The sequence below is a fragment of the Coleofasciculus sp. FACHB-1120 genome (genome assembly GCF_014698845.1).
Lineage (GTDB): Bacteria > Cyanobacteriota > Cyanobacteriia > Cyanobacteriales > FACHB-T130 > FACHB-T130.
Genome location: NZ_JACJTV010000006.1, coordinates 117,921 through 132,087, shown reverse-complemented (window position 1 = coordinate 132,087; position 14,167 = coordinate 117,921). Strand labels below are relative to the sequence as shown.

The following is a 14,167-nucleotide window of genomic DNA, read 5'->3' as shown; positions in this document are numbered from 1 at the left end:
TACACGAGAATTAACCCGCCTGAGCGGGTTTCAAAACTTTTGATTTGCCTTAAGTTAGTGCCATTCAGCGATAGTCCTTGGCTCAAAACTTAAGTTTCTCGAAGATAAACCTCGAAGATGAACAATGTGTTCTGCAAAAGCCGATGTAATTTCGATTACGTCGGCTTTTAGTATTATGTATAGGCAAATGTTGAGGAGCGATAATGAAGAAGTATATATGTACAGTTTGCAACTACATCTACGATCCACAAGAGGGAGACCCAGATAGCAGTATCGCACCGGGTACGGCATTTGAAGATATCCCGGACGACTGGGTATGTCCTACGTGTGGAGCCACAAAAGCGGATTTTGAACCATACGACGGGTAGAAAGATGATATCGCATCTGTACGGAAAATATTCCGTGACATCGGTAATAGTTGGATTGTGCAACCTTTAAAAGTAGTAGTGATTGGCGGTGGGGCAGCGGGTTTTTTTGGTGCAATTACCTGTGCCGAAACTTATCCCCACGCGCAAGTAATTTTGTTAGAAGCAGGGCGACAACCCTTAGCGAAAGTTCGGATTTCTGGCGGTGGGCGATGTAATGTTACTCATGCTTGCTTTGACCCCGCTGGTTTAGTGCAATATTATCCCAGAGGCGGGAAAGCACTTCGGGGGGCTTTTAGTCGTTTCCAAGCTAAAGATACAGTCGCTTGGTTTAGCGATCGCGGTGTCGAGTTGAAAACTGAACCGGATGGACGGATGTTTCCCGTCACAGATAGTTCAGAAACCATTGTGGATTGTCTCTTTGAAGCAGCAAGGGCATCTGGAGTGCAGATTCGCAGGGGGACACCTGTTGATCAGATTTTTCGGCAAGTGACTTCATTGAATCAACCACTCAACACCGACTTTGAAATCAAGTTGAAGTCTGGAGAGATCCTCCAGTGCGATCGCATTCTCCTCGCTACCGGCAGCAATCCCCAAGGCTACCGCTGGGCAAAAACTTTAGGACACACGATTGAACCACCCGTTCCCTCTCTATTCACCTTTACGATTTCCGACTCCCGGTTGCAAGATTTAGCCGGAGTCAGCGTAGAAAGTGCGCGGCTGCGTTTAGGGGTTGGTAAAACTCAGTTAGAACAAATCGGACCATTACTGATTACCCACTGGGGTTTGAGTGGCCCGGCTGCCCTGAAACTGTCTGCTTGGGCTGCCAGAGTGCTGCATGATTGCAATTATCAGACAACGTTGCAAATTAATTGGCTACCCCAGTACAACCCAGAAAAATTGCGGGAAATGCTCTTAGCAGTTAAGTCCCAATTGCCCCAACGCGCCATTTCTACCAGCTGTCCGCTTCCCTTGCCTCGACGCCTTTGGCAGAGTTTAATTGCTGCTGTTGGGATTAGTGGGGAACAGCGCTGGGCGGAATTATCCAATAAAGTTCTCAATCAGCTTATTCAAGAACTTTCCGAGGGTAAGTATCAAATTCAAGGGAAGGGTGTCTTTAAGGAAGAATTTGTCACCTGTGGCGGCATTAACTTAAAGGAAGTGAACTTCAAGACGATGGAAAGCCGCGTCTGTCCGGGGCTTTACTTTGCTGGAGAAATCCTTGATATTGATGGCGTCACGGGCGGCTTTAACTTTCAGAGTGCCTGGACGACTGCTTACTTAGCGGGTCAAGCAATGGGCAACGAAGAAATTAAAAATTAAAACTTAAAACTTAAAAAGCCGAAGATTTAATTTTTAATTGTGTCTTGGCGGTGCAAATTCTTAATGAATCTCTTGTATAACTGCCAATTCATTTACCGTTGTCCATGAATATGCCAATGAAATTTCACGAGATTGTCGAAAAACTGGGTGCTGCTGCCGCCTGCAATAGTTTGACCTCCCATACAGATTGCAACCCGGAAATTACGGGAGTGGCACCTGTCGATGAGGCTACCATTGGCACCCTTAGCTACATAGAGGGCGGAAAATTTGCGGCTTTTGTGGGGAAAACCTCTGCCAGTGCCTTAATTTTACCGCCGGATGAAAAGCTGCAAGCACAAGCTTCTGAACGGGGAATTGCCTGGATTGCAGTATCCGATCCGCGATTAATGTTTGCCGCAGCGATCGCGCTTTTCTATAAACCCTTCCACCCAGCACCTGCAATCCATCCCACCGCAGTGATTCATCCCGACGCCAAAATTGGTCAAGATGTTTACATCGGCGCTCATGCAGTCATTGAGGCGGGAACAGAGATTGGAAATGCTGTCATCATTCACCCGAATGTAGTCATTTACCCAGACGTGCAGATAGGCGATCGCACGGTATTGCACGCCAATTGTTCCATCCACGAACGCACCCGCATCGGCGCAGATTGCGTGATTCATAGCGGTGCCGTCCTCGGTGCGGAAGGCTTTGGGTTTGTCCCCACTCCGACTGGCTGGTTCAAAATGGAGCAGTCTGGCTACACTGTTCTGGAAGATGGCGTCGAAGTGGGTTGCAATAGCACTATTGACCGCCCTGCTGTGGGAGAAACCCGCGTTGCCCACAACACCAAAATTGATAACTTAGTACATATCGGTCACGGCTGTAAGGTAGGCTCTAACTGTGCCTTAGCCGGACAGGTGGGGATGGCAGGCGGCGTGACTGTCGGCAATCGGGTGCTGTTAGCTGGACAGGTGGGGATTGCGAATCAAGCGCATATTGGAGATGGCGCGATCGCGACCGCCAAAGCAGGCATCCACAATGATATCGAACCGGGTGCCATTGTCACTGGCGTCCCAGCGATTCCCCACAAAGTATTCCTTAAAGCAGCAGCCATCTACCATCGTCTACCGGAGATGTATCAAACTCTCCGGCAGTTACAGCGGCACCTGGGAGACAAGAAATAAAATTTCCAGTAAATGTATATACGGCTTTAGCCGTATATATCCATCCCCTACAAAAGGCTTTTTCTATCTCTTGAGTGATAACAAACAGAAGCAGGAGTTTCCAGCTATAGAGGGATTTGGACTCTCGTGATACTCGTATAAATTAAGAGTAACAAAAGAGGAGATTTACACATGAAAAATTCAAACTTGTCGAAATTCGTGGGTGCTGGTGTTCTTGCAGCTAGCGTCGCTTTGGTTCCCATGACCCTACCTGCCTCCGCCCAGACTGATACGACTACTACATCACCTGATACCACCACCACTGCTCCTAGCCAAGGCGTAACAACTACAAATTACGAAGGCGATCGCGGTTTTGATTGGGGTTGGTTAGGATTGCTGGGTCTAGCTGGATTAGCAGGTCTGGCTGGTCGTAAGAACAGCGAACCGACTGCTTACCGCGACCCGAATGAAGTAGGTTCCTCTACTTATCGCCGCTAAAGCTGATTCACAGCTTCTTCATAGACGTTTAATGTCTATCCGTCACTTTTAAAACCAATTTTCTTGATGGCGATCCTGTTGGAAATCCATCGATTGGAAACATGAGAACAGGAGATTTACAGATGAAAGTTTCAAACTTGCCAAAATTGTTAAGTGCTGGTGTTCTTGCAGCTAGCGTCGCTTTGGTTCCTATGACCCTACCTGCTTCCGCCCAGACTGATACAACTACTTCTCCGGACACTACCACGAATACCGCTCCGGATACCACGACCACTACGCCTAACCAAGGTGTAACGACTACCAATTACGAAGGCGATCGCGATTTTAATTGGGGTTGGTTAGGATTGCTAGGTTTAGCGGGTTTAGCAGGTCTTTCCGGTCGTAAAAACGACGAACGTGTAGCTTACCGCGACCCTAACGAAGCCACTTCTTCTACTTATCGTCGGTAAAGCATAACGTAGTTTCGCCGTAGTCACGTAAGCATTGATAACTACGTTTTAGAAACAACTTTAAAAATCACTGGTGGAGGTTTGTCTCCGCCAGTGATTTTGTCTATTGATGATTTTTTTAAGATGCTAGCGGTTGAGATTCCTGACTACTCTAAGCAGTCAAGAATCTCGCCTTCACAAATCATTATTTTAAGGCTAGCTATTATTCCAGGGCAAAAGCTCAACACCATTCGATTTAATTAAACCTTTCCTTTTCCCCTTAACCCTTAGGATGCTGTTTGCAATTCATTGAGACGCGCCAAAACCTCGGTACTGTGAATTGCAGGGTTTATTCCTGTAAATGTCTCGCGTAGCACTCCCTGTGGATCGACAATGAAGGTGTGGCGCATCGAGACAAATCCAATCCAAGAACCGTAAACTTTGCTCACCTTGCCATCCGTATCAGCCAGCAGCGGAAACTTCAGCTTTTCTGAATCGCAGAACTTGGCATGAGAATCGACAGAATCAGCACTCACGCCAATAATTTGAGTATTTTTATCCAGGTATTTCGGTAAGTCTTGCTGAAATCTGCGGGCTTCTAGAGTGCAACCAGAGGTGAAGTCTTGGGGATAAAAGTAGAGAACCACCCATTTACCTCGGTAATCCGAGAGGGAGACTTCGCCATCGCCGGTATTCGTTGGCAAGGTAAACTCTGGAGCCGATTGATTTACCGTGGGCAGCTTGCCGCCGAGTGCAGCCACTGAGGGTGTAATGCTCAACCAGGTGATGAGGGCAAAAAAACTTGCGAATAGAGTATTGAGGAAGATGCGACGAGAATTCATGATGGAAAGCGAGAACTGAACTTAACATAAGTTTACAATTTTATTCGCTCTCCACTCTTATCCGAATATTCGTCGTTAATTGAGGTTGTATTCTGTCAGGCTGGCTCTAAAGGGTTCATTTACCGTAGAGGCAAGGGTTGATCGCGTTGGGAAGAAACTCAAGATTGTCTTAAAACTCAAGTAGGGGCGGAAAGCTTTGCGCCCCTACTACGAACTCAGGAAATGACTGGATTAGCCTTCTTGGAGTTCTTTTTTAGGTTTGTAGTAAACCTTCGCCCCTGTATCGGTTACAAAATGGCAAGAAGGGTTAGAGCGCAGGAAGGCTTGGAAAACTGACCGCTCAGATTTTCGGTAGTAATTGCCCAAAATGGGTTTAATCGCCTCAGTCGCTGTCTTCAGATGGTAGTGAGGCATGTTGAGGAATAGGTGATGAGCTACATGGGTGCCAATATTATGGTGGATATTATTGATAAACCCATAGTCGTGGTCAATCGTAGATAAGGCACCCTTGAGAAAATACCAGTCTTTGCCACGATACCAAGGAATATCTGGGTCGGTGTGGTGCAGAAATGTTACCAATGCCAGCCAGACAACAAAAACCTCGTAGGGACCTACATAGTATTTGACCAGCCACATCCAGCCCCACTGATAAGTTAACCAGCCCAAGCAACCCAGCATCAGCGTCCAGAGGGTGGCGCTAGTGATGACATCCCATTTTTCTGAGGGTCGAAACACAGGGTTGCTAGGGAGAAAGTGAGAACCCGGCTTTCCAGGAGTCCCTTTAAACAAGTACAAAGGATAAGCCACCAGTAAGGCTAAGGCGTTAAAGCGGACAAATTTTTCATACCCGGGCATCTCCCGATACTGGCTTTCTGTCACGGGATACCAGCTTTCATCCGTGTCAATGTTGCCGGTATTTTTGTGGTGAGTTCGGTGGCTGATACGCCACCCATGAAAGGGCACGAGGATGGGAATGTGCGCTAGATGTCCAATCAGGTTATTTACCCATTTCTTTCGGGAAAAAGAACCGTGACCGCAGTCGTGTCCGACGACAAACAACGCCCAGAACATCGTTCCCTGCGCCAACCAAAATACAGGCCAAACCCACCAGGAATCCAGATAGCTGGCGATCGCGTAGAGGATGCCGATTATCCCTACATCCACTACAAAATAGAACAGCGATCGCTTGGTGGAGGGCACAAAGCACTCTGGGGGAATGGCGGCTTTCAAGTCTTGAAGGGTAAAGGGGGGTTCTGAGTGACCCGAATATAAGTCTTCTTCGAGAGGATTATTTAACTCTATGAGTTTAGATTGCACGAAGTTTCCAATTTTACGTAACTGTAGACCAAAAGGCATTATTCTACAGCCGCGCCATCAGTGCAATTGACGCTATAAGGACTGATTAGTCAAGAGTATGGCTGTTGTTTACCTACAAAATCTATTCTGCGGAAAATGCGGTTGCTTATGTAGCATTTAGTATGGTATGGAACAAATACACTTGGATTCAGCCACTGATTGAGGGACTGGCTTGAACGGGTCAGCAATTACGACTTGTCGGGCAGGCAGGTCGGGCAGCCGATCGGCTCCCTCCGGCATGAAGAGTTTAAAGGAAGCGATCGCAATTGACAAGTTAAACAATCATTAAACAAAAAGAAACTGGTTAAATCCGGAAAAATCTGCGGAAAAATCTTACCTTAGGGTGTAGTAAGAGCCGTCTTGCCAGAAAAGCTGCGTCCTCTCCAAAATAAATTGCTTATAAGATCGGGCGATTAATCATGTGGAAACTCTCTCAAAGCCGTACCACCCTGATTGTTCTATCCAGCTCCCTAGCGTTTGGGATTCTTGGCTGTAATAACGATCCAGCCACCCCTCCTAGCCCACCGGCAGCCTCAGCCCCAGCGACTCCTGCTGCTAGCGCAAGTCCCGTCGCGGCTGTTGCCAGTTCTGCTGCTGTTACTAAACCGGCTAAACCCGTCTCAGCAGCTAAGCCAAAAGCATCAACAGCTAAGCCAAAAGCATCAACGGCAAGTAAAAAAACACCCGTTAACCAACCGATTAAGACTGGTCCTGACACTTATAACGAAGCGATTGATACTGCCCTTGGCGCGATCGCGATTAGTGAATCTGCCAAAAGCCGAGATGATTGGCAATTAGTTGCCAGCCGATGGCAAGAGGCAATTGGGTTAATGAAAGCTGTGCCAACCTCTAGCCGCAACCATGCGATCGCTCAAAAGAAGCTGCCTCAATACCAGCGCTTTCTAGCCTCGGCTCAGAAACAAGCGGCTCCTCCGCCCAAGCCCAAACCCATTGGGCCTGCAATCGTTAACAAACCCTTTTTCACAGTTCCCATCAAACGCCGACAAGGGGACACGATTCCTGTTGTTGACGTGACATTTGATGGCAAAAAGAAATATGAAATGTTTCTGGATACAGGGGCAAGTAAAACGTTGATCACCCGACAGATGGCTTATGACCTAAAGGTGAAACCTGTAGGAATGGCGAACGTGAAGACGGCGAATGGAGTGGCTGGGATATACTTTGGGTTTGTTAATTCGATTCAACTGGGTGGGAATCTCGTCAAAGATGTGCTAGTTGGAATCGGACAACCCGACTTGGACATTGGGCTGCTAGGACATGACTTCTATGACGGCTATGACATCACCATTAAAAAAGATGTGGTGGAGTTTCGTCGCCAGCGCTGAAGAGCGATCGCGCTTTTCAATTGGTTACAGCGCATTTTGACCTCTCCCCAACCCTCCCCTACAAGGGAGGGCGCTGGATTTTCTGGCTTCTGTATCCGAAAGGCGAAAGCTTGGGGCATCAACGTACCCTTTCGGTAGATAGCGATCGCACTGATTGATATTTCTCTAGATAATCACTCCGAAAATGCTTCGGAACGGGTGCCAAAGTCATAGAGTGGTTAAGTGGGTTATTAAAACTGGCTATGCCAACACTGACACCAGACCAGCGCAATTACTACTACCTCTTAGAAGCAGAACGAACTGGCATTCACAAGCCGATTCTGGCAGCGCTTTATCAAGTGCTATCTTCACCGCAGCTTTCGGACGGAGAAACGGGGCTGGGCATCTCCCCGGCTAACCGCATTCCTTTACAGGGGGTGGATTCTTTTCCCAAACAAGTGCAATATGCTGCGAATACTATCCGCAGTTTAAGCAACAATCTGGTCGCTCAGGGGTGGAAAGGAGCGGATCTGTGGGACGCCCAAAAAGGGCGCTATAGCGATCGCTTTATTCAAGCGGTGGCTGATGGTTATGTACCGCCAGCAAGCGACCCGACAGCAGCACGGTTGGAAGCCAGCGATGCCAAAGCATTACTGCCAGCTTATCTGAAGGATATTGAAACCGATTTCAGTGCGGAAGGCTTGCCCCAAAATCTTGCCTACCTGGATAAGGCACTACTGACGCTAGTAGAGCGAGTTCCGGAATACTATACTGGCTTGCCTCACCAACGGGATGCTGCCCTGGAAGCGGTGCGGATGTGGCGTCAGATGGATACGCAGGAAGCTGCGATCGCGTCTTTGCTGTCTCCTGGCACTGTGCTTGGAGATAACTTTGAGGAGTCCCAGTTGGATGTTCCCCTCAAGCAATTTATCCAGCGCATTTCTCCCAATTACTCCGGTTATCCCTATCAGCGAGAAGCTCTGCTGCGGCTAGCCCATCTGTGGCGTCAGCTAGAATCGCGGGAAGTGGCGATCGCTTCTTTGAAAAACAACACCTCTGCCGATACAGGGATTAAAATTGTCGATCCTGCCCTGATTGCCTTTATCCAGCGCATCCCGCAGTATTATCAAGCTTCAGGCAACCAACGCAACGCTCTCACTGAATTAGTTCGGATCTGGCGAAAGTTGGACTCTCGCTCTTCCGCGCTGGCATCCTTGGGAATCGATCCCCTATTGCTAAGTGGCACGACGAGCGATCGCACCAGGCTGGCGAATCTTGCCGCCCAGATGGATCGAGACTTGCTGACTTTTGCCCGACGTCTGCCGATCGAGTACAAAGAATTAGACCACCAACGGGAAGCTTTAATCCGCCTGGTTCAACTTTGGCGCAATTTGCCGACCAGAGATCAAGCCATTCGCTCCTTGTTTGACGATCTCAAACGCATGAATCAGGCTCGGAAAGATTCTCCAGATGCCGCACCCAAGCCCGTCCCCATCGCTGTCGCCAAGCGTCCTGATAGGTGGACGTTGAGGAATATTCAGCTGTCTGCCCCCATCATTCCGGATGGTAACTTTACCTGGGCGGAAGCCACCCACGGCGGTACCCGGATGCCTCCGAACCAAGCGACGTTGGATTCCATGATCCGGATCGCAAGACTGGCGCAAAGGGCACGCGATCGCATTGGACGACCCTTCATCATCACTAGCTGGTATCGACCTCCAGCGATCAATCGTGCCGTTGGCGGCGCAAGATACAGCCGTCATATTGTTGGAGATGCGATTGACTTTCTGTGTGAAGGTCTTTCTGGCGATCAACTTTACTGGTCTCTCGACCCTTGGTGGCCTGGTGGTTTGGGTCGTTACACCAGCTTCCCGAACCTGTGTCATATTGATGCGCGAAGCTACCGGGCACGCTGGCGAAACTAAAATTAGGCAACCAAGAAGGACACAAAAGCTCCCCTTTCAAGGGTTCGGACTGGCTGACAAATCTTTCCGTGCTACTACGATGAAAGTCTCTCTGGTTTTGTCAAGTCTGCGCGATCGCGCAGACTTGGCTAACAGCGCTTTCAAGTCAGGTCTAATGAAGGCTGATTTGAGCCTAAACTAAGAGTCAAGCCGCTTTCCCAAAAATGATTTGCCAGAATTTCACACTTGATTATTTATCTTTCATACTTTTTACTTTGTAATTGCTCCTTTTTTGGGCATCCTAAAAATAGACATCAATTTCTTTTAGGCTAGCGACTATGTCCACTCCGATCCTTTTTGTTGACTTGGTATTGGCTCAAACCCCTGCCAAGAAGGTTCAACCTAAAGCCCCTGTCAAAAAAACTCAAACCGCCCAACCAGCCGCCGCCGTCAGCGCTCAACCCGCTCCCATCTGGATGTACACTTCCGGAGGACTGCTGTTACTTCTCATTGCTGGAGCAGTATTTGTCAAGATCAAATATGACGAAACGATGAAGAGAGCCAAGATCCAGGATTTCAAAGTCAAAGACCTCCAAAAAAAGTTAAAGTTGGCACTTGACTCTATTCATAGAATGGAAAGCAATCCTGACTTAGTTAACTCACGGGAGTTCAACCTGGATTACCTCAGAATGCGAATGGATGAAGAGGTATTTCACTTTGCCATTGTTAATCAAATCAAAGTCAGAGTAAAAGACTTAATCACTATCGCCCTGCGCCCTACACAAGCATCGCAAGCATCGGTAGGAATTGCCAGTACAGCCGGACGCCAAGTTGACGAAATTTTTGATGTCATTTATGAGACAGGAGAGGGCACGAAGCGCTCTAAGCGGGTGCTTTTTCGCATTCAAATCAAGTTAATGAAATTACCTACTCAAGCGACTTCTGCTACAATTAGCCAAATTATTGATTGTATTGAAACCTTCCTCAGCCCAGCGGAAGATCACGATACTTGGCAACCAACAATTCAGGGTCGTCTTGCGAAACTACAATGGGATCAAAAAGCGAAGCCGACACCTTTGTTAGTGCTAGAACAATTAAGTGAAGGCGGTAATGTCACCATTCGCACGAAGCGCTAGGATTTTGGAAAAAAGGGTGGATTTTACTCAGTTATTCTTTAGTTGCATCTTGCACCGGGCGGTTGAAACCGCACAGGGACACAAACGAAACCTGGCAAGAGCAGGTTACAAAACCCTGGATTTTCGGTCAGTTCGCGTTTATTCTGAGTTGGATTGCAACAGCCCCAGGATTTCATTCTGAGGGCTTGGTGCAAGATGTGAGCTTAGTTAAATCTCTAAACAAAAAACTTTCTCAAAGTGTAGATTGCAAAGGAAATGATTGCCTTTTTTTTTGGATAAGCCATTCGCAAAAAACAAAGGAATATATTAATACCAATTCTCTCTTAAAGATGCATCAATGGGAAGGGGCAATGATTAAGTGGAATTTTACAGAGAATTGGTCTAAGAAAAGTTAACCCACTTTAATCGAATTTCTCACTCAAAGTTCTGACTTATGCAGGTGTTTTTTCAGAAATAACTGTATCGCGGACTAGACGCCCATCTTCCATGTGAATAATTCGGTCAGCAACATCTAAAATTCGATTGTCGTGAGTCACCATCAAAATCGTACACCCTTGTTCCTTTGCCAATCGCTGCATCAGCTCGACGACATCGCGTCCAGATTTACTATCTAAAGCAGCCGTGGGTTCGTCAGCTAATACTAATTTAGGATGGCTTACCAAGGCACGCGCGATCGCTACCCGTTGTTTTTGTCCCCCAGACAGATTCTCCGGGTAGTAATTTACGCGATCGCCTAAACCTACCGCCTCCAGCATTGTCAGACGGGCAATCTTGGCAACAGATGCATTGTTTTCCCCTTGCAGTTCGGCTTCTAAGCGGGCTATGGTCGCCTGTTGAGTGGCAATTCTCCCGCGTAACTCTTCTTGGGTGCGAGCGATCGCTGCTTTCTGAGCGCCAATTTCCCCCGCTTGCGCTCCAGCCTTCACTTTATTGAGGTTGGCTTGGGCGACTTTGACTTGTTGTTTTGCCTTGTCCAAAGCTGCTTGTAAGCGATTGCGATTGTCGAGAATTGCCACCACTTGACCTTTTATGACCTTATCTCCCTCACTGACCAAAAGTTGATCCACGCGAGCAGCGCCCTGAATTGACATGGGCGCAGAGAGTTTGATCACTTCGCCTTGTGGTTCCAGACGCCCCAAGGCAGTCACTGCAAGTATGGCAGGCGGACTCGGCTCCGCTATTGGCACCGGCTGAGCAGCCTCTCGCAGGGCATAGAGGTTGTCAACGGTAACGCCGCTGGTCGCTAAAGCACCCGCTACGACAACTGCGATCGCCCACCGCCCTACAGGCTTGACCAATGGTTGATTCTTGGAGCCTGATTCCTGCACCATAACCTCTAAGGAAATTATTTTTATTAATTAATCTTAAGAGGTAGGCATCAATCTGGCGAGGGAATCTTACTAGCAGATTAAGCACTCGGTAAGTCAAACAGAACGGTCGTCATATAATTTTCTGCCCACTCCGTACCAAAAGCTTTTTCTAGCACCCGACGGGTTTTATCGTTCTGCTGCTGTTTGGTGCAGTAGTAGTGTTGACCCTGCAAAATTTCAGCTTGCTGTTCGGCGGAAACGGGTTTGGCGGCTTTGGCGTTGACACAATGAATTTCTAAAAATCCCTCGACGCGAGAGAGAAACTGGGTTTCTTCCTCTGGATTACTGGGTCGAATAAAGATGCAAAATTCAGAAAAAATATCCCCCCAGTCGGGTAGTTCGCGCGGTTGCGAGAAGTCGAGGGCTGGTAACGCCTGAAGTTCGGCAGTATAGTTTGCCGGTAAGGTGAGGTTGCTGGTGGGAGAAAGGTCAGCGATCGCTGCACTAATCTGCCCTCGTCCCCCGACTAAATCGCAGCCAAACATGGGTAGCGCGTATTCTGGACGCGGAAACATCACGCAGTGCAAAATATCCAGCATTGTGCCGACTTTTGCTAATTCCAAGTGCATTTTCCGGAACTGCGGCGACTGGTAGCAGCGATTTTCAATCGTTAGCTTTTCGCCCTCTAATCGCCCTTCTACATACCCCAACTCTTCTGGCAGGTGGTAGGGAGAAAGGTCGAGATGGCGGTGCCAAACTGCTTCGATGGTGTCTGCTAAATTGCGAATCAGAGGGTGTTGTTGTTCGCGTAGGGAAGGCTTGGAAGTTTCGAGCATTTTTTGAAAATTTGTTTTCTTTAGCGTACAGGAATCTAGTAATAAAGGCAGGTAGGTTAAGGATATCAGCTTGCCATCGGCAATGAGTCAAAGTTATAAAACAGCTAATAGCTAGGGACAGGCGATAAGTATGAAGGGTGAAGTCTTAGGCGATCGCTACCAAATCGAACAACAGCTTGGAAAACGCGAGCTTGGAAAACGCGCTGGAAGACGCACACTCCTGGTGCGTGACCAAAAAACGCAACAATTAGTCGTCGTCAAGATATTGACTTTTGGCAATGACTTTGAGTGGGACGACCTTAAGTTATTTGAACGCGAAGCCGAAACTCTAAAATCTTTAACACATCCGGCTATTCCGCGCTACCTAGATTATTTTGAGCTAAATTCACCGAACTACAAAGGATTTGCCCTCGTCCAAACCTACGTGGAAGGGAAATCTTTAGAAGAACATCTCAAAGGAGGACGAACTTTCAGCGAAGCAGATATCAAGCAAATTACCACTACAAGTTTAGAAATTCTCAATTATTTGCATAGTCGTCAACCTCCAGTTATCCACCGCGATATTAAACCCAGCAATATTTTATTAACCAACCGTTCTGGTAATACTGTAGGTGAAGTTTATTTAGTTGATTTTGGAGCGGTGCAGACTCTCGCCGCCAAGGAAGGCGGGACAATTACCGTTGTGGGAACTTATGGCTATATGCCGCCGGAACAATTTGGCGGCCGTGCTGTTCCAGCATCCGACCTTTATAGCTTAGGCGCAACTTTAATTTATCTGGCAACAGGTCAACATCCCGCTGATTTACCCCAGACAGATAACCTGCAAATTGAATTTGAAAAAGCTGCCAATCTCAGTCCTGCTTTTATCAATTGGTTAAAGCGGATGACACATCCCAGCTTAAATCGACGCTTGGCTTCTGCTAGTGAAGCACTACAAGCACTCAAACAAGAACATCCAACAACAGATAGCTTTACTCCAATTGTTAAAAAACCAACTGGTAGCAAAATTTCACTGACTAAAAATGCAGATTTTATTAAAATTAGTATCCCTCCGAAAGGATTTACTGCTTCTACTATTGCTTGTACCTTTATCGGGTGGTCTCTTTTGGCGATCGCTTGGAATTCATTCATGATAATTTGGACAAACGGTATCCTCTTCCACCCTTCCGTTATTGGCTTCTTTCTGTTGTTGCTTGCGCTACCTTTTTGGTATGGGGGCGTGACTCTGATATGGCATATTTTCGTTACATTATTTGGACGATTGCAGCTTTATTGCAATCAACAGCAAATTTCACTGACATGGGAAATATTTGGATTTAAATTCCAGCATCCTCGTCCAGCATTGAGACAGGATATTAACAGGCTGGTATACATCCCAAAACACCATAAAAAAGACATAGACGGAGACCGGGTTGATGTTCCAGGCAAAATCATTATTAAGGCAGGATTAAGGCAGTATGAACTTAACGGTGAGATTGGCAGCATCCACGAATTGGAACTAGATTGGTTAGCTCATGAACTCAGCGAATGGTTGGAAATACCAATTACAAGAGATTATCTTCCTCCATCTGATAAATAGTTTCCTATAGTTGATTGTGGATAGTTCGCAGGAGACGGGTATGTTTAGTTTAGGATGGCCTGAAGTGGGAGTAATCGCGATCGCACTATTGATGTTCCACACCTAGTGTCTTAATGTGCC

The 14,167-nt window shown here is 47.3% G+C and carries 14 protein-coding genes; 9 read left to right on the top strand and 5 right to left on the bottom strand.

The genetic code is table 11. The features are described from left to right. Window positions 1–203: 203 nt before the first annotated feature. The 5 genes from rd to H6H02_RS08710 all read left to right on the top strand — a co-directional run bounded on the left by rd (window position 204) and on the right by H6H02_RS08710 (window position 3,780). On the top strand, window positions 204–368 hold the full coding sequence (gene rd, locus H6H02_RS08730) for a rubredoxin (RefSeq protein ID WP_190816641.1): 165 nt from the start codon (window positions 204–206) through the stop codon (window positions 366–368). Window positions 369–425: 57 nt separating this feature from the next. After that, the gene (locus tag H6H02_RS08725) at window positions 426–1,688 is read left to right on the top strand and encodes an aminoacetone oxidase family FAD-binding enzyme (protein ID WP_190816639.1); all 1,263 of its coding nucleotides are present in this window, start codon (window positions 426–428) and stop codon (window positions 1,686–1,688) included. Between the two features lie 116 nt (window positions 1,689–1,804). Beyond that, window positions 1,805–2,854 (top strand): UDP-3-O-(3-hydroxymyristoyl)glucosamine N-acyltransferase, encoded by a 1,050-nt coding sequence (gene lpxD, locus H6H02_RS08720; RefSeq protein WP_190816637.1) that lies wholly within the window; start codon window positions 1,805–1,807, stop codon window positions 2,852–2,854. A 171-nt stretch (window positions 2,855–3,025) separates the two neighbouring features. After that, window positions 3,026–3,331: a WGxxGxxG family protein gene (locus H6H02_RS08715; protein WP_190816635.1), complete on the top strand. Its 306-nt coding sequence runs from the start codon at window positions 3,026–3,028 to the stop codon at window positions 3,329–3,331. Window positions 3,332–3,453: 122 nt separating this feature from the next. Continuing rightward, a complete protein-coding gene (locus H6H02_RS08710; protein ID WP_190816633.1) occupies window positions 3,454–3,780 on the top strand; it encodes a WGxxGxxG family protein in 327 nt (108 codons plus the stop codon). A 266-nt stretch (window positions 3,781–4,046) separates the two neighbouring features. Here the strand turns inward: H6H02_RS08710 and H6H02_RS08705 are convergent, their stop codons facing one another. The 3 genes from H6H02_RS08705 to H6H02_RS08695 form a co-directional block, all read right to left on the bottom strand. Further along, entirely contained in the window at window positions 4,047–4,601 is a 555-nt protein-coding gene (locus H6H02_RS08705) for a peroxiredoxin (protein WP_190816631.1), read from the bottom strand. 231 nt (window positions 4,602–4,832) lie between these two features. Beyond that, entirely contained in the window at window positions 4,833–5,918 is a 1,086-nt protein-coding gene (locus H6H02_RS08700) for a DUF3474 domain-containing protein (protein ID WP_347342587.1), read from the bottom strand. 156 nt (window positions 5,919–6,074) lie between these two features. Beyond that, window positions 6,075–6,239, bottom strand: a complete 165-nt coding sequence (locus tag H6H02_RS08695; RefSeq protein ID WP_190816627.1) for a hypothetical protein — start codon at window positions 6,237–6,239, stop codon at window positions 6,075–6,077. 137 nt (window positions 6,240–6,376) lie between these two features. Between H6H02_RS08695 and H6H02_RS08690 the strand changes: the two genes are divergently transcribed. The 3 genes from H6H02_RS08690 to H6H02_RS08680 all read left to right on the top strand — a co-directional run bounded on the left by H6H02_RS08690 (window position 6,377) and on the right by H6H02_RS08680 (window position 10,322). Next, window positions 6,377–7,303 (top strand): retropepsin-like aspartic protease, encoded by a 927-nt coding sequence (locus H6H02_RS08690; RefSeq protein ID WP_190816625.1) that lies wholly within the window; start codon window positions 6,377–6,379, stop codon window positions 7,301–7,303. A gap of 242 nt (window positions 7,304–7,545) precedes the next feature. Next, entirely contained in the window at window positions 7,546–9,207 is a 1,662-nt protein-coding gene (locus H6H02_RS08685; protein ID WP_190816623.1) for a D-Ala-D-Ala carboxypeptidase family metallohydrolase, read from the top strand. 317 nt (window positions 9,208–9,524) lie between these two features. Beyond that, window positions 9,525–10,322 carry a hypothetical protein gene (locus tag H6H02_RS08680; RefSeq protein WP_190816621.1) on the top strand — a complete coding sequence of 266 codons (798 nt, stop codon included), beginning with the start codon at window positions 9,525–9,527 and terminating at the stop codon, window positions 10,320–10,322. A gap of 431 nt (window positions 10,323–10,753) precedes the next feature. On the opposite strand, the gene H6H02_RS27055 is transcribed toward H6H02_RS08680, so the two are convergent. Both H6H02_RS27055 and H6H02_RS08670 read right to left on the bottom strand, forming a co-directional pair. Then, a complete protein-coding gene (locus tag H6H02_RS27055) occupies window positions 10,754–11,653 on the bottom strand; it encodes an ATP-binding cassette domain-containing protein (protein WP_190816619.1) in 900 nt (299 codons plus the stop codon). A gap of 77 nt (window positions 11,654–11,730) precedes the next feature. After that, window positions 11,731–12,468 (bottom strand): phycocyanobilin:ferredoxin oxidoreductase, encoded by a 738-nt coding sequence (locus tag H6H02_RS08670; protein WP_190816617.1) that lies wholly within the window; start codon window positions 12,466–12,468, stop codon window positions 11,731–11,733. Window positions 12,469–12,598: 130 nt separating this feature from the next. Here H6H02_RS08670 and H6H02_RS08665 point away from each other — a divergent pair, with 130 nt between their 5' ends. Continuing rightward, a complete protein-coding gene (locus H6H02_RS08665; protein ID WP_190816615.1) occupies window positions 12,599–14,047 on the top strand; it encodes a serine/threonine-protein kinase in 1,449 nt (482 codons plus the stop codon). Window positions 14,048–14,167 lie beyond the last annotated feature (120 nt).

What these genes read in the sequence shown, in the direction of transcription:
- H6H02_RS08665 (WP_190816615.1), top strand. Translation starts at nt 12,599, where the DNA reads ATGAAGGGTGAAGTCTTAGGCGATCGCTACCAAATCGAACAACAGCTT.
- H6H02_RS27055 (WP_190816619.1), bottom strand. Translation starts at nt 11,653, where the DNA reads ATGGTGCAGGAATCAGGCTCCAAGAATCAACCATTGGTCAAGCCTGTA.
- H6H02_RS08680 (WP_190816621.1), top strand. Translation starts at nt 9,525, where the DNA reads ATGTCCACTCCGATCCTTTTTGTTGACTTGGTATTGGCTCAAACCCCT.
- H6H02_RS08715 (WP_190816635.1), top strand. Translation starts at nt 3,026, where the DNA reads ATGAAAAATTCAAACTTGTCGAAATTCGTGGGTGCTGGTGTTCTTGCA.
- H6H02_RS08710 (WP_190816633.1), top strand. Translation starts at nt 3,454, where the DNA reads ATGAAAGTTTCAAACTTGCCAAAATTGTTAAGTGCTGGTGTTCTTGCA.
- H6H02_RS08705 (WP_190816631.1), bottom strand. Translation starts at nt 4,601, where the DNA reads ATGAATTCTCGTCGCATCTTCCTCAATACTCTATTCGCAAGTTTTTTT.
- H6H02_RS08690 (WP_190816625.1), top strand. Translation starts at nt 6,377, where the DNA reads ATGTGGAAACTCTCTCAAAGCCGTACCACCCTGATTGTTCTATCCAGC.
- rd (WP_190816641.1), top strand. Translation starts at nt 204, where the DNA reads ATGAAGAAGTATATATGTACAGTTTGCAACTACATCTACGATCCACAA.
- lpxD (WP_190816637.1), top strand. Translation starts at nt 1,805, where the DNA reads ATGAAATTTCACGAGATTGTCGAAAAACTGGGTGCTGCTGCCGCCTGC.
- H6H02_RS08685 (WP_190816623.1), top strand. Translation starts at nt 7,546, where the DNA reads ATGCCAACACTGACACCAGACCAGCGCAATTACTACTACCTCTTAGAA.
- H6H02_RS08670 (WP_190816617.1), bottom strand. Translation starts at nt 12,468, where the DNA reads ATGCTCGAAACTTCCAAGCCTTCCCTACGCGAACAACAACACCCTCTG.